Origin of the sequence: Acidisphaera sp. S103 (genome assembly GCF_009765975.1) — a bacterium.
Classification (GTDB): Bacteria; Pseudomonadota; Alphaproteobacteria; order Acetobacterales; family Acetobacteraceae; genus Rhodopila.
In genome coordinates, this window is sequence record NZ_LMUJ01000031.1 from 278,550 (window position 1) to 299,427 (window position 20,878).

General features: G+C 63.6%; 18 protein-coding genes and 1 pseudogene. 13 read left to right on the top strand and 6 right to left on the bottom strand.

The window, feature by feature from the left end; genetic code table 11:
* Positions 1-58: 58 nt before the first annotated feature.
* The 8 genes from dapA to GSQ89_RS05850 all read left to right on the top strand — a co-directional run bounded on the left by dapA (position 59) and on the right by GSQ89_RS05850 (position 9,493).
* Positions 59-937 (top strand): 4-hydroxy-tetrahydrodipicolinate synthase, encoded by an 879-nt coding sequence (gene dapA / locus GSQ89_RS05815; RefSeq protein WP_158922926.1) that lies wholly within the window; start codon positions 59-61, stop codon positions 935-937.
* Between the two features lie 129 nt (positions 938-1,066).
* On the top strand, positions 1,067-1,549 hold the full coding sequence (smpB, locus tag GSQ89_RS05820) for an SsrA-binding protein SmpB (RefSeq protein WP_158922928.1): 483 nt from the start codon (positions 1,067-1,069) through the stop codon (positions 1,547-1,549).
* Between the two features lie 65 nt (positions 1,550-1,614).
* A complete protein-coding gene (locus tag GSQ89_RS05825; RefSeq protein ID WP_158922930.1) occupies positions 1,615-2,493 on the top strand; it encodes a GyrI-like domain-containing protein in 879 nt (292 codons plus the stop codon).
* 302 nt (positions 2,494-2,795) lie between these two features.
* Positions 2,796-3,200: a hypothetical protein gene (locus GSQ89_RS05830; protein WP_158922932.1), complete on the top strand. Its 405-nt coding sequence runs from the start codon at positions 2,796-2,798 to the stop codon at positions 3,198-3,200.
* 1,478 nt (positions 3,201-4,678) lie between these two features.
* Positions 4,679-5,761 (top strand): BMP family ABC transporter substrate-binding protein, encoded by a 1,083-nt coding sequence (locus tag GSQ89_RS05835; protein ID WP_158922934.1) that lies wholly within the window; start codon positions 4,679-4,681, stop codon positions 5,759-5,761.
* Between the two features lie 32 nt (positions 5,762-5,793).
* Entirely contained in the window at positions 5,794-7,344 is a 1,551-nt protein-coding gene (locus tag GSQ89_RS05840; protein ID WP_158922936.1) for an ABC transporter ATP-binding protein, read from the top strand.
* A gap of 167 nt (positions 7,345-7,511) precedes the next feature.
* Positions 7,512-8,573 carry an ABC transporter permease gene (locus GSQ89_RS05845; RefSeq protein WP_158922938.1) on the top strand — a complete coding sequence of 354 codons (1,062 nt, stop codon included), beginning with the start codon at positions 7,512-7,514 and terminating at the stop codon, positions 8,571-8,573.
* Positions 8,570-9,493 carry an ABC transporter permease gene (locus tag GSQ89_RS05850; RefSeq protein WP_158922940.1) on the top strand — a complete coding sequence of 308 codons (924 nt, stop codon included), beginning with the start codon at positions 8,570-8,572 and terminating at the stop codon, positions 9,491-9,493. The genes GSQ89_RS05845 and GSQ89_RS05850 overlap by 4 nt, the downstream gene beginning before the upstream one ends.
* Positions 9,494-9,505: 12 nt before the next feature.
* Here GSQ89_RS05850 and GSQ89_RS05855 read toward each other — a convergent pair whose 3' ends face one another.
* Both GSQ89_RS05855 and GSQ89_RS05860 read right to left on the bottom strand, forming a co-directional pair.
* Positions 9,506-10,744: an RsmB/NOP family class I SAM-dependent RNA methyltransferase gene (locus tag GSQ89_RS05855; protein ID WP_158922941.1), complete on the bottom strand. Its 1,239-nt coding sequence runs from the start codon at positions 10,742-10,744 to the stop codon at positions 9,506-9,508.
* Entirely contained in the window at positions 10,744-12,057 is a 1,314-nt protein-coding gene (locus GSQ89_RS05860) for a UDP-glucose/GDP-mannose dehydrogenase family protein (RefSeq protein ID WP_158922943.1), read from the bottom strand. The genes GSQ89_RS05855 and GSQ89_RS05860 overlap by 1 nt, the downstream gene beginning before the upstream one ends.
* 214 nt (positions 12,058-12,271) lie before the next feature.
* Between GSQ89_RS05860 and GSQ89_RS05865 the strand changes: the two genes are divergently transcribed.
* The 4 genes from GSQ89_RS05865 (at position 12,272) to GSQ89_RS05880 (ending at position 16,909) form a co-directional block, all read left to right on the top strand.
* Positions 12,272-13,279, top strand: coding sequence for a Gfo/Idh/MocA family protein (locus GSQ89_RS05865; RefSeq protein WP_158922945.1), 1,008 nt, complete (start codon positions 12,272-12,274; stop codon positions 13,277-13,279).
* 393 nt (positions 13,280-13,672) lie between these two features.
* Positions 13,673-14,215: a helix-turn-helix domain-containing protein gene (locus tag GSQ89_RS05870; RefSeq protein ID WP_158922947.1), complete on the top strand. Its 543-nt coding sequence runs from the start codon at positions 13,673-13,675 to the stop codon at positions 14,213-14,215.
* A complete protein-coding gene (locus tag GSQ89_RS05875) occupies positions 14,208-15,356 on the top strand; it encodes an HlyD family secretion protein (RefSeq protein ID WP_158922949.1) in 1,149 nt (382 codons plus the stop codon). The genes GSQ89_RS05870 and GSQ89_RS05875 overlap by 8 nt, the downstream gene beginning before the upstream one ends.
* Complete coding sequence (locus tag GSQ89_RS05880; protein WP_158922951.1) at positions 15,353-16,909, top strand: DHA2 family efflux MFS transporter permease subunit; 1,557 nt, start codon at positions 15,353-15,355, stop codon at positions 16,907-16,909. The genes GSQ89_RS05875 and GSQ89_RS05880 overlap by 4 nt, the downstream gene beginning before the upstream one ends.
* A gap of 21 nt (positions 16,910-16,930) precedes the next feature.
* Here GSQ89_RS05880 and GSQ89_RS05885 read toward each other — a convergent pair whose 3' ends face one another.
* The 4 genes from GSQ89_RS05885 to GSQ89_RS05900 are packed head-to-tail and all read right to left on the bottom strand — an operon-like array spanning position 16,931 to position 19,986.
* Complete coding sequence (locus GSQ89_RS05885) at positions 16,931-17,281, bottom strand: hypothetical protein (protein WP_158922953.1); 351 nt, start codon at positions 17,279-17,281, stop codon at positions 16,931-16,933.
* Complete coding sequence (locus GSQ89_RS05890) at positions 17,278-18,063, bottom strand: alpha/beta fold hydrolase (protein ID WP_158922955.1); 786 nt, start codon at positions 18,061-18,063, stop codon at positions 17,278-17,280. The genes GSQ89_RS05885 and GSQ89_RS05890 overlap by 4 nt, the downstream gene beginning before the upstream one ends.
* Complete coding sequence (locus tag GSQ89_RS05895; protein ID WP_158922957.1) at positions 18,060-19,238, bottom strand: LLM class flavin-dependent oxidoreductase; 1,179 nt, start codon at positions 19,236-19,238, stop codon at positions 18,060-18,062. The genes GSQ89_RS05890 and GSQ89_RS05895 overlap by 4 nt, the downstream gene beginning before the upstream one ends.
* 7 nt (positions 19,239-19,245) lie before the next feature.
* Complete coding sequence (locus tag GSQ89_RS05900) at positions 19,246-19,986, bottom strand: dienelactone hydrolase family protein (RefSeq protein ID WP_158922959.1); 741 nt, start codon at positions 19,984-19,986, stop codon at positions 19,246-19,248.
* A gap of 610 nt (positions 19,987-20,596) precedes the next feature.
* On the opposite strand from GSQ89_RS05900, the pseudogene GSQ89_RS05905 reads away from it, so the two are divergent.
* Positions 20,597-20,878: pseudogene (locus tag GSQ89_RS05905) on the top strand (septum formation inhibitor MinC); the annotation flags it as partial.

The following is a 20,878-nucleotide window of genomic DNA, read 5'->3' on the forward strand; positions in this document are numbered from 1 at the left end:
ACCCATCCCGCGCCTAGGTTCCGCCTCTTCGTTAGAAAATCCGTTCGGGAGAAGGGAAATGTTCAAGGGATCGCTCGTCGCGTTGATCACGCCCATGCGGGAAGATGGGTCCGTCGACGAGAAAGCCTATGCCGATTTCGTGGACTGGCAGATCAAGGAAGGCACCCATGGTGTCGTCCCGGTCGGCACCACCGGCGAAAGCCCAACGCTTTCCCATGCCGAACACCGCCGGGTGGTGGAGATCGCGATCGAGGTCTCCCGCGGCCGCGTGCCGGTGATCGCCGGTGCCGGATCGAACAGCACGGAAGAAGCCATCGCCCTGGCGCGCCACGCCAAGGAAGCGGGCGCCGATGCGGCGCTGATCGTCACGCCATACTACAACAAGCCGACCCAGGAAGGGATGTTCCTGCACTTCACCGCCATCGCCGACGCCGTCGACTTGCCGATCATCATCTACAACATCCCCCCCCGCTCGGTTGTCGACATGAGCGTGGAGACGATGGCCAGGCTGGCGAAGCACCGGAACATCATCGGCGTGAAGGACGCGACCGCCAACCTGGTGCGCCCATTGCACACGCGGCGGGCGTGCGGGGACGATTTCTGCCAGTTGTCGGGGGAAGATCACACCGCGCTGGCGTTCAACGCGGCCGGTGGTGTCGGTTGCATCAGTGTGTCGGCGAACGTGGCACCCCGGTTGTGCAGTCAGATGCAGACCGCCTGGGCCGAGGGACGCGTGACCGAAGCCATGGCGCTGCAGAACCGGCTGGTGCCGCTGCACGACGCGCTGTTCGCCGAAACCAGCCCGGGTCCGGTGAAATACGCGGCGTCCCTGCTGGGCAAAACCTCGGAGCGCTGCCGCTTGCCACTCGCCCCGCTCATGGGACCGACGCGGGAACGGGTGAAGGCAGCCATGACCGACGTTGGATTGCTGAACTGAGGACTCCGCTTGAGGCCGTTGGCGTGACACCCGCATTTTTTCCCGTCATGGCGGGCGAAGGCCCGCCGTCGACGCCTGACCGCGGGGGCATGGTCGCGCCGGCCTCAGCGGATGTGGGTGGCTGTCCCCATGGCTGAAGCCAAGAAGAAAGGCATGATCTCCCACGGCGTCGCGGCGCAGAACCGCAAGGCGCGGTACGACTATACCATCAAGGACACGATGGAAGCCGGCATGGTGCTGAAAGGCCCGGAGGTGAAGTCGCTGCGCCTCGGCCGCGCAACGCTGACCGAGGCCTGGGCCGGCGAGCGGGAAGGGGAGATGTGGCTGTTCAATTCCTACATCCCCGAATACCAGGGCGGCGTCCTGTCGCGGTTCGAGCCGCGGGCGCCGCGCAAATTGCTGCTGAAAAAGAAACAGATCGTGCAGCTTCTGACCGCCGTGGCGAAGCAGGGCGCGACGCTGGTGCCGTTGCAGATTCATTTCAACGACCAGGGACGAGCGAAGGTGCTGCTGGGGGTTGGGCTGGGACGGCAGAAGCAGGACAAGCGCGAGGCCATCAAGGACCGTGACTGGAAGCGGGACAAAGCCCGACTGATGAGCCATCGCGGATAGTCCGCAAGATCGGTCAGGCGGCCTGTGTCGCGTCAGCCTAGTTTGGCGGCGCCACGGAGGATGCCATGTCGAAGGCGGCGCTCGAACGCTACCATGCCCGAATGCAACGGGTGCTGGACTATATCGACCAGCATTTGGACGACGATCTCGCGCTGAACACGTTGAGCGGCGTTGCCGCCTTTTCCAAGCATCACTTCCACCGGCAGTTCACCGCGACCTTTGGTGTGTCCGCGCATCGCTACGTCCGGCTCATGCGCATGAAACGGGCGTCGTTTAGGCTGGCGTTCCGCGACGGGGACACCATCACGGACATCGCGATGGATGCCGGCTATGACGCCCCGGAGGCGTTCGCCCGAGCGTTCAGGCAGTGCCTGGGGCAATCGCCGTCGGCGTTTCGGATATCTCCCGATTGGGAGCCGTGGCTCGCGGCCTTCGGGCCACTCAACGCGGCAAGGACAATCCAAATGAAGACCTATACCGGCAATGACGTAACAATCATCGATGTGGCAGCGACCCCGGTGGCGCTGATGGAACATCGGGGCGACCCGGCCAGGTTGGGTCAGACGATCCAACGCTTCATCGCCTGGCGCAAGCTGTCGGGATTGGTTCCGAAGGTCAGCGCGACCTTTACCGTCTTTCACGATCCGGACCCTGAGGAGCCGGAGGATTTCCACATCGATCTCTGTGCCGGCACTGTTCGGCCTGTTTCGTTCGGCGATCATGGTGTGAAGGCCGGTGTGATCCCGGCTGGACGCTGTGCCGTGCTGCGGGTCGTCGGGTCGAGCGACGATCTGTCGGCGCCGGCGAATTTTCTTTACCGCGACTGGCTGCCTGCCAGTGGCGAAGAAACGCGCGACTTCCCCCAGTATTGCCAGCGCATCAGCTTTTTTCCGGACGTGCCGGAGCATGAGGCTGTGACCGATCTGTTCCTGCCGTTGCGGTGATGCCTGTCAGGCCAGTGGTGGCAGGTGGCGGGCGAGCCGCGCTTGCAGCAGCGTCACGAGCGCCCGGTCCATGAACCCGTAACGATCGGGTATGTCGAGTCAGATCACATGCTTGCCATGCAGCGAGGTCCGGAACCGCTTCCGGATACGGAACCGCGCTTCGGCGGCATTGCTTTGGAGGACCGATCTACGGGTGGTCGTGACGCAGCGTCAACGGGGTGCCGCAAGCGGATCGACGATACTGCTTGCCAAAAATGACGAAATACGATAAGAACACATAGAGAACTTATAGGTTTGGCAACATGAGTGATAGCCCGTTGGACAAGGTGCCGGCACACAACCGGGTCTCGATCCGAGCGGTGTTGGTCCATGAGGGTGAGGACGCCAGCGCGGCGCTGGCTGAGGCGGGGTTTGCCGAGACCATCACTGTCCCGGTGGTGGTGGGTGAGCAGCCCGACCTGCCCAGCGGTATCCTGGGCAACGGCACTACGCCGAACGTGACGGCGGTGCTGGATACGGAGCAGGAGGGCGGGGCTGAGGCTTTGGCGCATGCGCGGCAGCGTTCCACGCGACCCCCCGAGGCTGACGCCCACCCGAAACGGTCCGACACAACCACTTTGCCGGCTGCGTACGGGATGCAGCCTCTCGCACCGGTTCGCAGGACGGGCGATTTCAGGAAGCATTCAGACGTCGCGGCCGAAACCTAAGGCGATCATGTTAGCATTGCTCCACCGTTGCCCGGTAGATCTGTGGAAGAACATTACGACACCATATCCAATGGGATAAGCCATCCTGCAGACGCCGAAAATGAGTCGATCAACAAAGTCGCTCCAAGCCGTTCGGTTCGGGGCGCAACGGTTAATGAAGCGGACGTGGTGTGGAATGGGGTAGCTCCGAAAGCCAACGCCATTCGTAAATGGCGCCTGTTCGGTGATTGTCGGAGTAGAGAACGCTGTTCATCAGGCGGCCCGAGGAACAGGGCTTCTCGGCTCACAAAAATTCCAAGATTTCGACAAAGAATCGCGGGCGTGCACCATGTGGAAATCGCAACGACACGATATCCTTAAGCGACATATAATATTGCGAAAGACGCACTTAAAATACTCGGCCAAAATCCACTGTTCAGATATTATATGGCTGGTCGCTTGGCTTTTGGGATTGCAACTGGGATTGGGCCAGCAGCGTCGCATCGGAGATGCCTTGCAAGCAGTTCAAAAAGGACACAACGGTCTCAAGTCGTTCATTTAAGGTGGGATCGCAGGTGTTGCGCCAACGGACCCGGGACATCGCATTGAACCATTTGGCCCAAAAACTTCAGAATAACCACTTGTACCCGTTATTGTTGGGGTGTGTCAGTGCTCCATTTTGGGCGGCCTTACTGGTATTTTCATGGCAACGATGGGATTATATGGCATTCTACTGGACAGTATTCTGCTTTCTGTTCGGGGGATTTCGAATGTTTTGGAAAACGCCAATTCGAAAGGCGGTATCAACCGGCCTACTGATTGGAACTCTTGTGCCCATAGTCATCTGGCTACTGGAACATGGGTGAAGTTGCAGCAATCGTTTTGACCTCAAGGCATCGGCTGGCGCGATACGATCGTTCCCGAACATCCCCAAAGGCTGGTTCATCTCGATTACCAACGATGCCTCGGGGGCAACAGAAGTCAGTGGCAACGCCCAGGTGGGAGTAGCCGCCTTGGACGCTCGCTATTTCCGGAGATTTTCAAATTCTTGCTCTGCTCCGGCTGACAAATGACCAGTCGAACTGGCCCCCCATGCGTTCGGAACATGGCCAACAATGAACGTCACAAGCGCATCCGCGACCGTCACATGCGCCTTCGTCCGGTAGTCCCGACGGAAATCGTCTAGTACCTCTGCACAGTGATTTCGACTCTTTGAAATCGATCCTTGCAAAGATTCGAACCAGTCCGTCGGGATATGTGCCCCGGCCATTGGCAGATTTGTTCCGCCTTCGTTCAACCGGTCAAAATCACTGTGCCGAGGTACTAATGAGGCAAGTCCTGCCACGGATTTTGATGATCGCCGACGGCACATGCGTTGCACACTCTCACAGTTCCGTGAGAGAGAGAAAAAAGCACGGGAAACATGACAACGCGCCAACACGCAGCGGCGGGAAAAACGCGTTTCGTCACAATCGGCCACCAGGATCACGGAGTTCGCCATGCTACGACGTCAATTCACCCGGCTGATCGGCGCCGGCGCGGCCGCCTCGACGTTGCCCGCCCTGATCGCACCCGCCTCAGCGGCCGAACCGCTGCAAGTCGGCTTCATCTACCTCGGCCCCGTCGGTGATTTCGGCTGGACCTACCAGCACGACGTCGCGCGCAAGACGGCGGCCGAACACTTCGGCGACACAATCAAGACCACCTTCGTGGAGAACGTGCCCGACGGCCCGGATTCCGAAAAAGTGCTGAACGACCTGGCGAACCAGGGCAACAAGCTGATCTTCGCTACCTCGTTCGACTACATGAACTACGTGGTGAACGCCGCCAGGAAACACCCCAAGGTCTTCTTTGAGCACGCGACCGGCTACAAGCGTTCGGCCAACGTCGCCACCTACAATATCCGGTTCTACCAGGGACGGTACGTGCAGGGCGTGATCGCCGGCAAGCTCAGCAAGGCCGGTCTCGCCGGCTATGTCGGATCGGTGCCGGTGCCGGAAGTGGTGCAGGGCATCAACGCCTTCATGCTGGGCATGCGGTCGGTCAACCCGGCGGCGAGGATGAAGTTCGTGCTGATCAATTCCTGGTACGAGCCGCCGAAGGAAGGTGAGGCGGCCAAGGCACTGATCGACCAGGGCTGCGACATTATCACCCAGCACACCGACTCGCCGGCGCCGTTGCAGGCGGCCGCCAGCCGAGGCGTCAAGGCCTTCGGCCAGTCCACCGACATGGCGAAATTCGCCCCGGCCACCGAACTGACCGCCAGTACCGACGTCTGGGCGCCATACTACGTGAAACGCATCCAGGACGCGCTGTCGGGCACTTGGAAAAGCACCGACACCTGGGGCGGTTTCGACAGTGGCATGCTGGTCATGTCGCCGTTCGCCAACATGCCCGCCGATGTTGCCGCGTTGGCCGCAGCCACTGTCGCCGACATCGCCTCCGGCAAGAACAAGGTGTTCACCGGCCCGATCGCGGACCAGTCCGGCAAGGTGCAGGTGGCCGCCGGCACCACGATGGATGACGACGCGCTGTCCAAAATGCAGTGGCTCGCCCAAGGTGTCGAAGGCAGGCTGACCTGACGCGAACGCCGCCGTCCGACAGCGAGTGAGTCATGCCCGATCCAACGCCACCAGGCCCGCTGCTGACCATGACCGGAATGACCAAGCAGTACCCCGGCTGCCTGGCGAACGATCATGTTTCGCTCACCGTCGAACGTAACCAGATCCACGCGCTGCTGGGTGAAAACGGCGCCGGCAAAAGCACGCTGGTGAAAACCATCTACGGCGTGGTGAAGCCCGACGCTGGTGAGATCGTCTGGGAAGGCCGAAAAGTCGCCATCCAGAACCCCCGCCATGCCCAGCGCCTGGGTATCGGCATGGTGTTCCAGCATTTCTCCCTGTTCGAGGCGCTGACGGTCACCGAGAACATTGCCCTCGGCCTGGCCAGCGCCAACGACCGCATCGGACTGCGAGACCGGATCGTTCGCATTTCCAACGAATATGGCCTGCCGCTCGACCCCGCCCGTATGGTGCACGACCTGTCCGTCGGCGAACGCCAGCGCATCGAAATTGTCCGCTGCCTGCTGCAAAATCCCAAACTTCTGATCATGGACGAACCGACCTCCGTCCTGACGCCGTCCGAGGTCCAGAAACTGTTCGTGACGCTGCGCCGGCTGGCGGCCGAGGGCTGCTCGATCCTCTATATCAGCCACAAGCTGCAGGAAGTGCGGTCGCTGTGTTCCCATGCCACCATCATGCGGCTGGGCAGGACCGTCGGCACCTGCGCGCCGGCGGAAAAATCCGTCAAGGAACTGGCGGAAATCATGATCAACATGCCCCTGAACGTGCTGGCGCCACGGCCGCACGCCGCCAGGGCGGCACCGCCCCGGCTGGTGCTGGACAAGCTAACCATTCGTTCGCCCCATTATTTCGGTTCGGGCTTGGAAAACATCTCGCTGTCCCTGGCCGGCGGCGAGATCCTGGGTATCGCCGGCATCGCCGGCAACGGCCAAAGCGAGCTGATGGATGCGCTGTCGGGCGAAATCCTCGCCGACCGGCCGGAAAGCGTATTGATCGACGGCGTGGCCGCCGGTCATATGGGCCCGCACGACCGCCGGCGCTTGCATGCTTGCTTCGTGCCCGAAGAACGCAACGGCCACGCCGCGGTCCCGACCATGACCCTGTCGCAGAACGCCTTCCTGTCGGGATTCACCCGGCAGGCGCTGGTTCGTTTCGGCACGATCGACACGAAAAAAACCTCGGCGTTCGCGACCAACATCATCAAACGGTTCGATGTCCGCACCACCGGCCCAAACGCGCAGGCGCGATCGCTCTCCGGCGGCAATCTGCAAAAGTTCCTTGTGGGCCGCGAAATTCTGCAAAATCCGGCGGTGCTGGTGATCAATCAGCCAACCTGGGGCGTCGACGCCGGCGCCGCCCTGGCGATCCACGAAGCCATCGTCGCCCTGGCTCAGGCCGGAGCCGCGGTCATGATCATCTCGCAGGATCTGGACGAAATCTTCGCACTGGCCGACCGGATCGCCGTGATCGCCGGCGGCCACGTTTCGCCGCCGATCCCGATGCGCGACGCAACGATCGAATCAATCGGGCGCCTCATGGGCGGCCGCACCGCCACGCTCGAGGAGATGGCCACTGCGCGATAGCCCGGCAGATCGTCGCCATTGTATTTGCGTCATGGCCAAACCCATGCCCCCCGTGTCATGGCTGGGCCTAGCCCAGCCACCCACGTCTTTCAGCGTCGGCCACGGCAAAATCCCCGATCGCGGGTGCCCTCAAACCCAAAACGCGAAACCAACGATGACCCGCCCCCGTGCCTAAAATCGAACCCCGCGGCACCGAATCGAAATTCTGGCGCTACGCCGCCCCCGTCCTGGCGCTGCTGCTGACAGGCGTCACCTCAAGCCTGATTTTCGCCGCCATGGGTCGCCCTCCCGGACTGACCGTCTACACCTTCCTCATCGCCCCTCTCCTGCAGCAAGACGGCATCCAGGCACTGGTCGTGAAAGCCGCACCACTGATCATGATGGGAGTCGGACTGTCGCTGGCATACCGGGCCAACGTCTGGAACATCGGAACCGACGGCCAGTTCACACTGGGTGCCATCTGCGGAGGCGGGGTTGCGCTGGCATGTCCGGACGTAACCCCCTGGGTTCTGTTCCCGGCCATGATGATCGCGGGCGCGATCGGCGGCATGCTGAACGGCGGGCTGGTGGCCTGGCTGCGCATCCGCTTCAACGCCAACGAGATCCTGACCAGCCTGATGTTCGCCTACATCACTCAATATCTCCTGGTATATCTCGTCACCGGCCCCTGGCGGGACCCCCAGGGGTTCGGCTTCCCGCAAACCGCCCTGTTCTCCGACAACGCCCTCGCACCCCGGCTGATCGCCGACACCAACGTCCATATCGGCATCCTGCTGGCACCGCTGATCGCCGTCGCCCTGTGGTTCATGCTGGAGAAAACCCTTCTGGGCTACCGGTTCCGTGTCCTGGGCCAGGCGACAAGGGCGGCAAAGTTCGCCGGTTTCAGCGAGAACCGCCTGGTCTGGATCGCCATGCTGATCAGCGGCGGCCTCGCCGGAGTCGCCGGCCTGCTGGAGGCAACCGGCACACTCGGGCAACTCACCACCAACCTGTCGCCGGGCTACGGCTTCACCGCCATCATCGTGGCGTTTCTGGGCCGGTTGAACCCGCTGGCGGTCATTCCGGCCGGCCTGCTGCTGGCCCTGACCTACCTCGGCGGCGACGCGGCACAGATCAATCTGGGGCTGCCGAACGCGGTGACCGGCATCTTCCAGGGTATCCTGCTGTTCTATCTGCTGGGCTGCGACCTCCTGTTGCTGAACCGGATCAGATGGATACCCGCCCGATGACCACCCTGCTGGTTGCGTTTCTCGTCAGCACCATCGCCGCCGCCACCCCCCTTCTGTTGGCCGCCACAGGAGAACTGGTGGTGGAGAAGGTCGGCGTGCTGAACCTTGGCGTCGAGGGCATGATGCTGGCCGGCGCCATCGCCGGTTTCGCCACCGCCAATGTAACGGGCATCACCTCACTGGGCGTCCTGGCCGCACTCCTGGCCGGAGTCGCGTTGTCGCTGCTGTTCGCGGTCATTTCGCTAACACTGCAAGCCAACCAGACCGCAACCGGCCTCGCCCTGACCATTTTCGGCCGAGGCTTCAGCGCCCTCGTCGGCGTCGGCTATGTCGGGATTCCGGCACCCACACTGCCGAAAATCCATATCCCGCTGCTGTCGGATATCCCGGTGCTGGGGCCAGTGGTGTTTGGCCACGACATCCTGGTCTATCTGTCGCTGGCGATCCTGGCCGCCGTGGCCTGGTGCATCCGGTCCACCCACCTGGGCCTGATCCTGCGAGCCGTCGGTGACTCCCACGACGCCGCCCACGCGCTGGGCTATCCGGTCATTCCCATCCGTTACGCCGCCGTGGCATTCGGCGGCGCCTTGGCCGGCTTGGCGGGCGCATACATGTCGCTGGCCTACACCCCGCTATGGGCGCAGGACATGACGGCTGGACGAGGCTGGGTGGCAGTAGCGCTTGTCACGTTCTCCGCATGGCGGCCATTCTGGCTGCTGATCGGGGCATGGTTCTTCGGCGCGCTGATGTATTTGTCGCTGTACGTCCAGGCACTGGGGGTGCCGGTGCCATCGGCACTGCTGTCGGCGCTGCCCTATATCGGCACCGTCGTCGTGCTGGTCCTGATCTCCCGCGACGCCCGACTCATCCGGCTCCACCGCCCGGCGATGCTAGGGCGACCATTCCAGGCTCGGGCGTGACACCGTAGCCGATCAATCCTTGACCAACCGCGCCGCAAAGAACCCGTCCATCCCGCCACGGTCTCGCCAGAGGCCAGGATTGGTGCGCAGAAAGCCCTCCTTCGTCAAACCCTCCGGCAACCCAGCCAATTCCTCCGTCCGGAACGGATCATGCCGCAACCCACCCCGCGCAACAGCGGCGGCAACCCGGGGCGCACCTTCCTCGTACTGCAACGAGCACACCGCATAGACCAACCGCCCCCCTGGCCGCAGCATCCGCGCGGCGGCCTCCAGCAGCTTGTCCTGCGCCTGCACAACTGTCTGCACATCCCTCGGCCGCTTGATCCGGCCCACATCCGGATGCCGCCGGATTGTCCCGGTGGCGCTGCACGGCGCATCCAGCAGCACGGCGTCGAATAACCCGGGCGGGCTCCACTCTACGGCATCGGCATTGACCACCTCCGCCGACAGCCCCCACCGCCGCAAATTCTCGGTCAGCCGCTCAATACGAGTGGCATCCCGCTCAACCGCCGTCACCACCGCCCCGGCGGCAACCAACTGCGCCGTCTTGCCTCCCGGCGCGGCGCACAAATCGGCGACCCGCTCCCCCGGCTGTACCCCCAGCAACCCAGCGGGCAGCGCGGCAGCGGCGTCCTGCACCCACAGATCGCCTGCCTCAAACCCCGGAATATCAGCAACGCGAGTCCCGGCCGGAAAGCGGACCGACCCGGTCGGCAGCAAAACGCCCCCCTCCGGCACAGGCATCCCTGGTTTCAGCGTGACATCCAGCGGTGCCTCGATCTGATGCGCCGTGGCGATGGCACGCGCCGACGCACCCCAGGCGGTCCACAACCACGCGGGCGTGTCCAGCCGAGGCGCATCCAGGTCCTCCAGCGCGTCCGGTCCCGCCACCGCGACCTTGCGCAATACGGCGTTGATCAGCCCGGCGAACGGCGCCAATCCACGCCGCTTGGCCAGATCGACGGCGGTCCCCACCGCCGCATGCACCGGCGTGTCCAGCAGCAGCAGACCCGCTGCGCCAATACGCAAAACGTTACGAACCGGTTCGGGAGGCTCCTTGCGCAGAAACGGCTCCAGCACCGCATCCAGCGTCCCCATCCGCCGCAACACCGCCGCGGCCAGCCGGTGCCCCGCCGCACGATCCCGCGAATCCTGTGCCGGAAGCGCGGTCAACGCTTCCTCCAGCGGACGGTGCCGTTCCAGGACCGCCGTCAGCAGGTCGAAGGCCGACTCGCGCGTCGCATCAGGCATCAGATGGCCGGCCGGCCGATGCCGTGATACTCGAACCCAGCCTCCCGCATCGCCACCGGATCATAGACGTTGCGCAAATCGACCATCACCCGCCCTCGCATCGCATCCCTCAGCCGCATCGGCGCCAGCGCTCGGAATTCGTTCCATTCCGTTATCAGCACCAGAGCATCCGCCCCCGCCACGGCATCCAGCGCATCTGCGCAATACCGCACGCCCTCCGGCAGCAAAGGCCGAGCCTGCTCCATCCCCTCGGGGTCGAAGGCGCGAATAATCGCGCCGTCGCCGGCCAATCGAGAAACGATCGACAGCGACGGCGAATCGCGCATGTCATCGGTCTCCGGCTTGAAGGTCAGCCCCAGCACGGCCACGGTCTTGCCCCGTACCGATCCGCCGCAGGCCGAGATGACACGCATCGCCATGCTCGACTTCCGCGCATCATTGACCGCAACGGTGGCCTCCACCAGGCGGGACGGGGCGCCGTAATCCTGCGCGGTGCGGACCAGTGCCAGCGTGTCCTTGGGGAAGCACGATCCGCCGTAGCCGGGGCCGGGATGCAGGAATTTGCGTCCGATGCGGCCGTCCAGGCCGATTCCGCGCGCCACGTCATGCACGTCGGCACCGACTTTCTCGCACAAATCGGCTATCTCGTTGATGAACGTGACCTTCATCGCCAGGAAAGCGTTGGCGGCATATTTCGTCAATTCGGCGGTCTCGATGGCAGTGAAGACGATCGGCGCCTCAATCAGGTACAGCGGCCGGTACAGCCGGCGCATCACCTCCTTCGCGCGATCCGTCAGGGCGCCGATCACCACGCGATCCGGCCGCATGAAATCGCCGATCGCGTTCCCCTCACGCAGGAATTCCGGGTTCGAAGCGACGTCGAAATCCAGGTCGGGACGGACGGCGCGAACGATCTCCTGGATGCGGCGGCCGGTGCCAACGGGAACGGTCGATTTGGTGACGATCACCGCGTAGCCGGTTAACGCCTTGGCGACCTGTTCCGCCGCGGCATAGACATAGGTCAGGTCGGCATGCCCGTCGCCGCGCCGTGTTGGGGTGCCGACAGCGATGAACACCGCCTCGGTCCCGTCGACCGCCGCGGCCAGATCGCCGGTGAAGGCCAGCCGCCCCGCCTTGACGTTTTCCCGCACAAGCTGTTCCAGCCCCGGCTCGTAGATCGGCATCCGCCCTTCGCGCAGCGCGGCAAGCTTGGGGGCGTCGGTCTCCACGACCGTCACCTCGGTGCCGAATTCCGCGAAGCAAGCGCCGGACACCAGGCCGACATAGCCGCCGCCAATCATCGTTATACGCACGTGCCAGGTTCCTTATGCCGCCGCGGGGCTGATTCAGCACAGGACGACCGTGCGTTCCAGCGATTTACCGCGCCTGCTTCCGATCGGGGCGAGCGGCATCAACCGCGATAGCCCTATGCGCCATGCGGATACCCCTTGACAGGACCGTGACGCATTGGATGTCTGGTCAGCCAGATCATCCACCACACATCATCTTTCGCAGCCGAGGTTTGCTATGCCGGAGTCCATACTGCGGGTTGGTATCGCCGGTGCCGGCCATTTCGGCCGCTATCACGCGCTGAAGGTCGCCGCCTCCACCCGCGCTAAACTGACCGGAATCCACGATCCGGACCAGGAGCGTGCGAAGACGGTCGGCTGGGAAGCCGGCACGCAGGAGTTGTCATACGAAGATCTGCTGGCCGCCTCCGACGCGGTGATCGTTGCCGCCCCGGCCGAGGCGCATTACGCGCTGGCGGCCCGGGCACTGCGAGCCGGCAAGCACGTCCTGGTCGAAAAGCCGATCGCCGCTACATTGGCGCAGGCGGATGAACTCGGCGCCCTGGCGAAGGAACGCGGCCTTGTCCTGCAGGTCGGCCATCTGGAGCGGTTTTCCGCCGCCTACCAGGCAATGGCGGGCAGGATCGGCGCACCGCTGTATATCGAGGCCACCCGCATCGCGCCGTTCAAGCCGCGCGGCACCGATGTGTCCGTCATCCTGGACTTGATGATCCACGACCTCGACCTGGTCCTCGCGCTGATCGACAGCGAGATCGAGAGTGTCGATGCCGTCGGCGCCCCCGTCGCCAGCCAGTTCGAGGACATCGCCAACGCCAGGTTGAGATTCCGCAACGGCGCCGTGGCAACCATCACCGCCAGCCGGATTTCCCCGCGAACCGAACGCCGGATGCGCATTTTCGCCCAAAATTCATACATGGCAGCGGATTTCGCGGCGAGGAAGCTGACCGTCATCGCCCGCGCACCGGGGAGCGACGGCCGCTTGCCGCCCGGCCAGCAACCCGTGCCCGGCGTGGCCGGTTTCGGGATCGAGGACGTGTCATGGGACGATCACGACTCGCTGGCCGCCGAACACGCGGCGTTCGCGGCATCGGTGCTGGATGGCGCGCCGGTTCTGGTCGATGCCGCGGTGGGACGGCGCGCCCTGGCGGCGGCACTGGCCGTGGGTGAGGGCATGCGGCAATCGCACGAACGGATGTCGGCATCCGGCCTGATCAAGGTGGGGTGAGGGGACACTCTCCTAAAACTGGTCAGGCTTGACCCCATCGCCATCGGAATAAGCGGTCGACGGAGAGTTGTTTGGCCGGACGGGTCGCGGCCCATCCGCCATGGCCGGACACCCCTCTCTCGTCATGGCCGGACGTGTCCCGGCCATCCGCGCTTCGTCCGCCGGTGTGAAGATGGCCGGAACAAGTCCGGCCATGACGGCGACAGTTTGCCAGCCCACCAATCTTGAACGGCAAATGAAGGCTCAGCCGTAGCTGCGCCGGTCTCCGAGGCGCGCGCATCGGCGCCCGCCTCCACCACCAGCCTGACCCCAGCCGATCTCGCGACAAAATAGACTTGCATAATGCAATCGACTGCTATATAGCTTGCACGATGATAGCGAAGGCCGTCGACCATGCGCCGCACAAGCTTTGAGACCCTGCAATGCCCGATCGCCCGCAGCCTGGACCGCGTCGGCGAATGGTGGAGCATCCTCATCCTGCGCGACGCCTATCTCGGGGCAACCCGCTTCGATCAATTCCAAAAAAGCCTTGGCATCGCCCCCAACATCCTGACCCGCCGCCTCGTCGCGCTGGTCGAGGCCGGGATGTTTGAGAAACACCGCTACAGTGACCACCCGCCGCGTGACGAATACCGGCTCACCGACCGCGGCCGCGATTTTCGCCCGGTGCTTTGGGCGTTGCTCGCCTGGGGCAACCGCCATCTCGCCCCCGAAGGCCCGAGCGTCGTGATCGTGGACGCGGAGACTGGCACGCTGGCCGACCCGGTTCTGATGGATCGCACCAGCCTGCGTCCCTTGAAGGCGCCGGCGTTCCGCACCGCGCCGGGTCCCGCCGCCAACGATGACACGCACAGGCGCCACGCCCTGCCCACCACGCATTCCACGATCCCAGCAATCCACCGCGCCGCGCGACCCACAGGAGGCACCCATGTCTAGTTCGGTCGTGGCCCGAGAGGCCATTCCCGCCCCGCCGCAAGGCCCTGCGATCCGGACCACCAAACGCTTGCCCATGAAGCGGCTGGCCCTCGCCGGCGTCGCTATGGCGATACTGGCCGGGGGCGCCTGGTATGGCCACGACTGGTGGACCACGGGGCGGTTTATCGAAACCACCGACGATGCCTATGTCGGCGGCAACGTCACCTCCCTTGCCCCGCACGTCAGCGGCTTCGTGGCCGAGGTGCTGGTGAAGGACAACCAGCCGGTTCAGGCCGGCCAGGTGCTCATCCGGCTGGACCCCCGCGACTTCCAGGCGGCGCTTGACCATGCGGCCGCCGCCGTCGACGCGCGGCGCTCATCCCTGGACGGATTGCGCGCCCAGTACGTCCTGCAGCAATCCACCATCCGCCAGCAGGAAGCCGACCTCGCCAGCAAACAGGCGCAGCTCAATTTCTCCGTCCAGGATGCGGACCGTTACCGCACCCTGGCCTCGACCGCCGCGGGCTCTCGCCAGGATGCGCAGCGCACCTCATCGCTCGAGCAGCAGGCCCGCAACACCGTACTCGCCGCGTCCGCGGCGCTGGATGCCGGCCGTCAGCAACTCAAGGTGCTGGAGGCCGATATTGCCGAGGCCGAGGCGAATCTGCTGCAGTCGCAATCCGATCTGCACACCGCGCAGCTCAACCTCGGCTACACCGAAATACGAGCGCCGATCGATGGCTATGTCGGCAATCGGGCGGCTCAGGTTGGTGCCTATGTGACGGCCGGTGCGTACCTGCTGTCGGTCAGCCCCAGCCACGGGCTGTGGGTGGATGCCAACTTCAAGGAGGACCAGTTGACCCACATGGTCGACGGCGACTCCGCCTCGGTGGTTGCCGACGTGCTGCCCGACCATGTCTTCCATGGCCATGTCGCCAGCGTGGCGCCCGGGACCGGTGCGGTCTTCAGCGTGATCCCGGCCGAGAACGCAACCGGCAACTTCACCAAGATCGTGCAGCGTGTGCCCGTCCGCGTCCTGCTCGACGCCGACGACGTCGACCTTCGCATGCTGCGGCCGGGGCTTTCGACCACCACGCGAGTAGATACGCGGTCCAGCCCGCAGGCGGTCGCCGTAACAACAGATCGGCGGGTCGCGCCATGACCCAACCCGCTGCAAAACAGCCGTCGCTACTACCCTTTGTGGTGATGTGCCTCGGCATGTTCATTGCGCTGCTGGATATTCAGATCGTTGCATCCTCGTTGCAGGACATCGGCGGCGGATTGTCCGCCGCGCAGGATGAGATTAGTTGGGTGCAGACCGCCTACCTGATCGCCGAGATCATCATGATCCCGCTGTCCGGCTGGCTGACGCGGGTGTTCTCCACCCGCTGGCTGTTCACTCTTTCGGCGGCCGGATTTACCGCCGCGAGCATGTTGTGCGGGCTGGCCTGGAACATCCAGAGCATGATCCTGTTCCGCGCCCTGCAGGGGCTGCTCGGCGCCTCGATGATCCCGACGGTGTTCACCTCCTCGTTTTACTTCTTCCAAGGTCAGCGCCGGGTCTATTCGGCCGCCGTCATCGGCACCATCGCCTCGATCGCGCCGACGCTTGGCCCGGTGATCGGCGGCTGGATCACCGATTCGCTGAATTGGCATTGGCTGTTCTACATCAACCTGCTGCCGGGGATTGCCATCACCATCCTGGTGCCGATGCTTGTCCGCATCGATGAGCCGGACCTGTCGCTGCTGCGTGGGGCGGATTATCCTGGCATTGTGCTGATGGCGATCGGCCTCGGCACCCTGGAATACACCCTGGAGGAGGGAACGCGCTGGAACTGGTTCAGCGACTCCACGATCACCACAACGGCCTGGATTGCCGGCGTGACGCTGCTGCTGTTTGCTGCCCGCAGCCTGACCTACCGCAATCCCGTGGTGGATCTGCGCGCCCTGGGCAACCGCAATTTCGCCATCGGCTGCGCGTTGTCCTTCATCACCGGCGTCGGCATCTTTACGACAATCTACCTCACGCCGCTGTTCCTGGGGTATGTGCGCGGCTTCAGCGCATGGCAGACCGGGATCGCGATCTTCTCTACCGGCGTCGCATCGCTGCTGGGAACGCCGGTCTATATCGTGCTGGCGCGCCGGTTCGACACGCGCTGGTTGATGATGTTCGGGCTTGGCTGCTTCGCCCTGTCAATGTGGACCTACAGCTTCATCACCCATGACTGGGGTTCGGCCGAGTTGCTGTTGCCGCAGATCCTGCGCGGCTTTCCCCAGGTCTTCGCGGTGGCACCGGGTGTCAATCTGGGCCTCGGCAGCCTGCCGCCGGAGCGGCTGAAATATGCCAGCGGGCTATTCAACATGATGCGCAACCTCGGCGGCGCCGTTGGAATCGCCGTCAGTGCGGCGATCGTCAACGATCAAACCAACCTGCACTTTCAGCGCATCGCGGCGCACCTGACGCCAGCCAACCTGTCGATGGACCGCTTCGTGCGGGGCATGACCAACCTCTACGCGGCATTGCCGGGCGGCCCGGACATCGGGCACCAGGCCGCGCTCGAACAACTCTGGCACCTGGCCTACCGCGAGGCCTCGACGCTGGCCTTCGCCGACGCCTTCCGCGCGATCATGTTGGCCTTCATCGTCGCGACCCTGCTGGTGCCTGCCATGCGCAAGGTGGCAGCGCCGAAAGTCACCCCGGCCGATGCCCATTGAGAGCAGCAACGGCCGGGTGGCCTACCCCCGGAAAATCGCCTGCCGCACATTGACCTCGCCACCGGCGTCATGTTTCGCCTCCGCCGGCCATGCCTCCGGTCCACAGGCTTCCACCACCGTGAACGGCGTGCTTCGCAGTTCCCAGAACAATCCCTGCCCCCAGATCGCCATCCCGCCGGAAGCGTCGTCGGTATACCAGCCGTCATGCACCGGCACGATCGGCCAGCCCGCGGCCTTCGCCGCCTCGGGGTCGCCGAGGCAGAAGAAATCCACCAATCCGGCACCGTCCGGCACGATCGCCGGCGTCTGCCGGACCATCTTGACGTCCAACGGCGGCACCCGTTCGGCGGCGATCCGGACAATAAAGATCATGACAAAAACCGTTCTACACTGGCGACGAAAGCGCCCGGCTGCTCCAATTCCGGGTGGTGGCCCGCCTCCGTCACCGTTTCAAACACCGCACCCGGAATCAGCTCGGCGAAACCACGGCCATATGATGGCGTAACGATACGGTCGCTCTCTCCCCACAGCACCAACGCGGGAACGCTGATCCGATGCAGCCAGTGCCGCAGTTGCGGGTTGAACATATGTGGCCGCCAGGCGAAAAGGCACAGTGAATCCCAGTTGCGCGCCAGTGAAACCATCTCCGCGTCCGTCATGGTATCGCTGATCGTCGCCTGCCACCCCAGCCCGTAAATGCCCGCCGGACGCCGCGCCGGATCGTGCCAGGCGAGACGGTTCAACTCCACCGGGTTCGTATTGAACATGTGGACGATATCCCGCTCCTCCCGTCCGCCGATCTTGATCCCGACCGGGTCCACCAGGATCAGCCGCCGCAGCCGATTGTGTCCGGCAACGGCAAGCTCCGCCGCGATCCAACCGCCAAAACCAAAGCCGCACACAGCAATGTCGTCACCCGGCAGATTGTCCAGTACGTCCAGGTAAAGGTTCACCAGGTCATACATCGTATCGAAATCAGCCGGCAGCGGCGAGGCGCCAAAACCCGGATGCGACGGCGCGACGACATAGCGCGTACGAGCCAGTCCCGCCACGAACGGCGCCTGCGGACTGATGGGGTTGATCCCGTGGATCAGCAGCAGCGTATCGGCGGACTCGTCGCCGGCACGCAAAATCTCCAATTCATGACGCATCATTCCGCGGCAACCCGCTGTTCGACCGGCGGCAGATCACGGAGTTGCGGCAATACGTCGTTCGCGGCTCGCTGAAAGCTTTTCATCGCTTCGGCGTGCGTGACCAGGCCCTGGCGCGTCATCATGATGATGCGGCCGACACCACCCACACGTTCCCGGAACGTCTTGATCTGCTTCACCACCGTGTCAGGACTGCCGGCGAACATCTGGCCCTGGGCGATCAATGCCTCCACCGTCAGGTTTGTCGGGCGTTTGGAAGCACCGGCCCGCCACGCACCGGGCGTCATCTCCGGCGGCAACTGGCCGGGCATGAATTTCGACATCTGCGGCGCGCTTTTGATACTGACCGTCAGGAACCAGGGAATTTTCTGACCGATCCGGAACGCCTCCTCATCCGTGTCGCCGACGTAGCAGAACGCCATATAGGAAAAGCGGTCTTCCCCCGGCGCGGGCAAGCCAGCGGTGCGGCGAGCCTGCTTATAGGTGTCGAACGCCTGTCGGGTGCGGTCATAGCCGCCGAACAGCAGCGTATTGACGATACCGCGGCGTCCGAGTTCCGCGCAGGTCGGCATATCGCTGGTCGCCGCCCAGAACTCCGGCCGCGGCTGCTGGTAAGGCCGCGGCCAAACATTCACGTGAGGGTGAGTGAAGAACTTCCCCTCCCAACTGAACGGACCATCGTGGGACGTCAGGGATTTCTCGATCAGGTCGATGGCTTCCCATTCCCGTTCCCGGATGCGCATCGGGTTGGCATCGCCTGAAACCATCTCGGTTGCGCCCGATTTGACAAAGCCAATATCGAGCCGCCCGCGGGAGATAACATCGATCGTTGCGTATTCCGTGGCCACACGCACCGGATCGGGGCGCACGGTGACCAGGGTCCCCAGCGACAGGATACGGACTTTTTTCGTCAAACGGGCAACGATGCCGGTGATCACCGGGCTGGCGGCCCACAGATTGTTGATACCGGAGTGATGCTCGTTCGTGACGATATTCAGGCCGATATCGTCACAAAGCTGATATTCGTCGAACACCTCATCATACAACTGGGCCGCGATGTCCGGCTCGCAGTATTTGTTCGGCAGGCTGGCACGGACGGATTCAGCCGCGTCCAACACCTCCGCCGGAACGAACGGATAAGGGTTCTCGCAATGATTCCACAGTTCCATGTCGGTCATCGTGGAACTACCCGAGGCGCCGCCGATACAGCGCGATCAACCGTTCCCAATGCCGTTCCGCGGCTGCTTTATCGTAGCACCAGCGTTGCGGAAAAGCGAAACCGTGATGCACTTCGGGGTACATTTCCAGTTCCCCGCTATTACCGGATTTGTCGAACAGGCCCTTCAGCTCGGCGACCATCGGCAACGGCGCCAGTTCGTCATGTTCGGCACAGCCGATATAAAGTTCTCCCTTGGCTTTCGCCAGTGTCAGATGCGGACTTTCCTCATTCTCGCTGACCAGCCACGTGCCATAGAACGACGCCGCTGCGGCAACACGATCGGGAAACCGGGCAGCCGCGGCCAGCGAGTATGGCCCGCTCATGCAATAACCATGCGTTCCCACAGGACCTTTCTTCGCCGCCGGCTGCGTATCGACGAAGGCCAGCATGTCGGCGAAATCCTCCATCACCGGCGGAATCGTCATCTTGGTGCGGACGGCACGCATCCGGGCCTGCTCGGCGCTGCCCTTGGTGGTAACATCAGGGCCGTATTTCGTATCTTTCCCCGCACGATAGTACAAATTGGGCAGCACGACATAATAGCCGAAGGTACCCAGCCGCCGAGCCATATCGTAGAGTTCTTCGCGGATTCCAGGGGCATCCATCAGCAGAAAAACAACCGGATGCGAACCATTCCGTTCGGGGTGCACGATAAACGTCTCCATCGCGCCGGCGCGGGTCGCGATATCACGGATTTCTTCGATCATGGGCGTGCTTCTCCAGCTTTGACACCGATGTTTTCACGTCCCGGCCGGATCGGCAAGCCGCACTGGCGGAGGCCTCTCCGATGGCAAGACCCTATCCGTCCTGACCGCACGGGCGGGAGGGACCGCCGATATTTATCACTTCGAATGGCCCCCAAACGAACGCGATCAGGGCAGCGTCATTCATCGTGACGAAGTGGTGCGTGTGATTCGGGAATTGTTGCCATTACCCTTGGCCAAAGGTCGCCAAAGTCAATCTCGGAGCGCTTTGCGCCCCGCCCGGCGTTCTCTGCGTTACAGGCAGACTATGAGCGAACACGATCGGTAGCCGCCGGCGCCCCAAAAGAGAGCCCGGTCTGGCTTCACGCCTGGGGTTTTCAACGCAGAGGCCGCCAAGAAAAATTATCGCGGCCGGCGCGACTCGACTCGGGCGATAAAGGCACGCTGCCTGGATCCGGACGGTCCGATGGCGACCACCCCCACCACTTATAGTGCCCCCGAAAACCACAAACACAACACCTAGCGGTCGATGCGAAGGGTTATCCACAGTATTTTGTGCCACCCCCCACGGATTCCCGTTGACCAGCGCGCGGTCAGCGGATAGGTCGGAAGTGTGACAACATCCGAGACAAAACCGCTGATCCGACTGCGTGGCCGCTCCATCATGGCCCTGGTGCTGGCGCCTGAAGCCCCGCTGAACGATTGGCTGAACGCCCTGGACGCCCAGATGGACCGGTCGCCGAATTTCTTCGACTCGCGCCCGGTCGTGGTCGATCTGGGCGCCATCCCGCGCGAACAGCAAGGCGTGGCCCAGTTCCTCCAGATGCTGGAGCAGCGTGGCATCCGCATCATCGGCACCGAAAGCGCCCACCCGTCCTGGACCGGGATCGAGGCC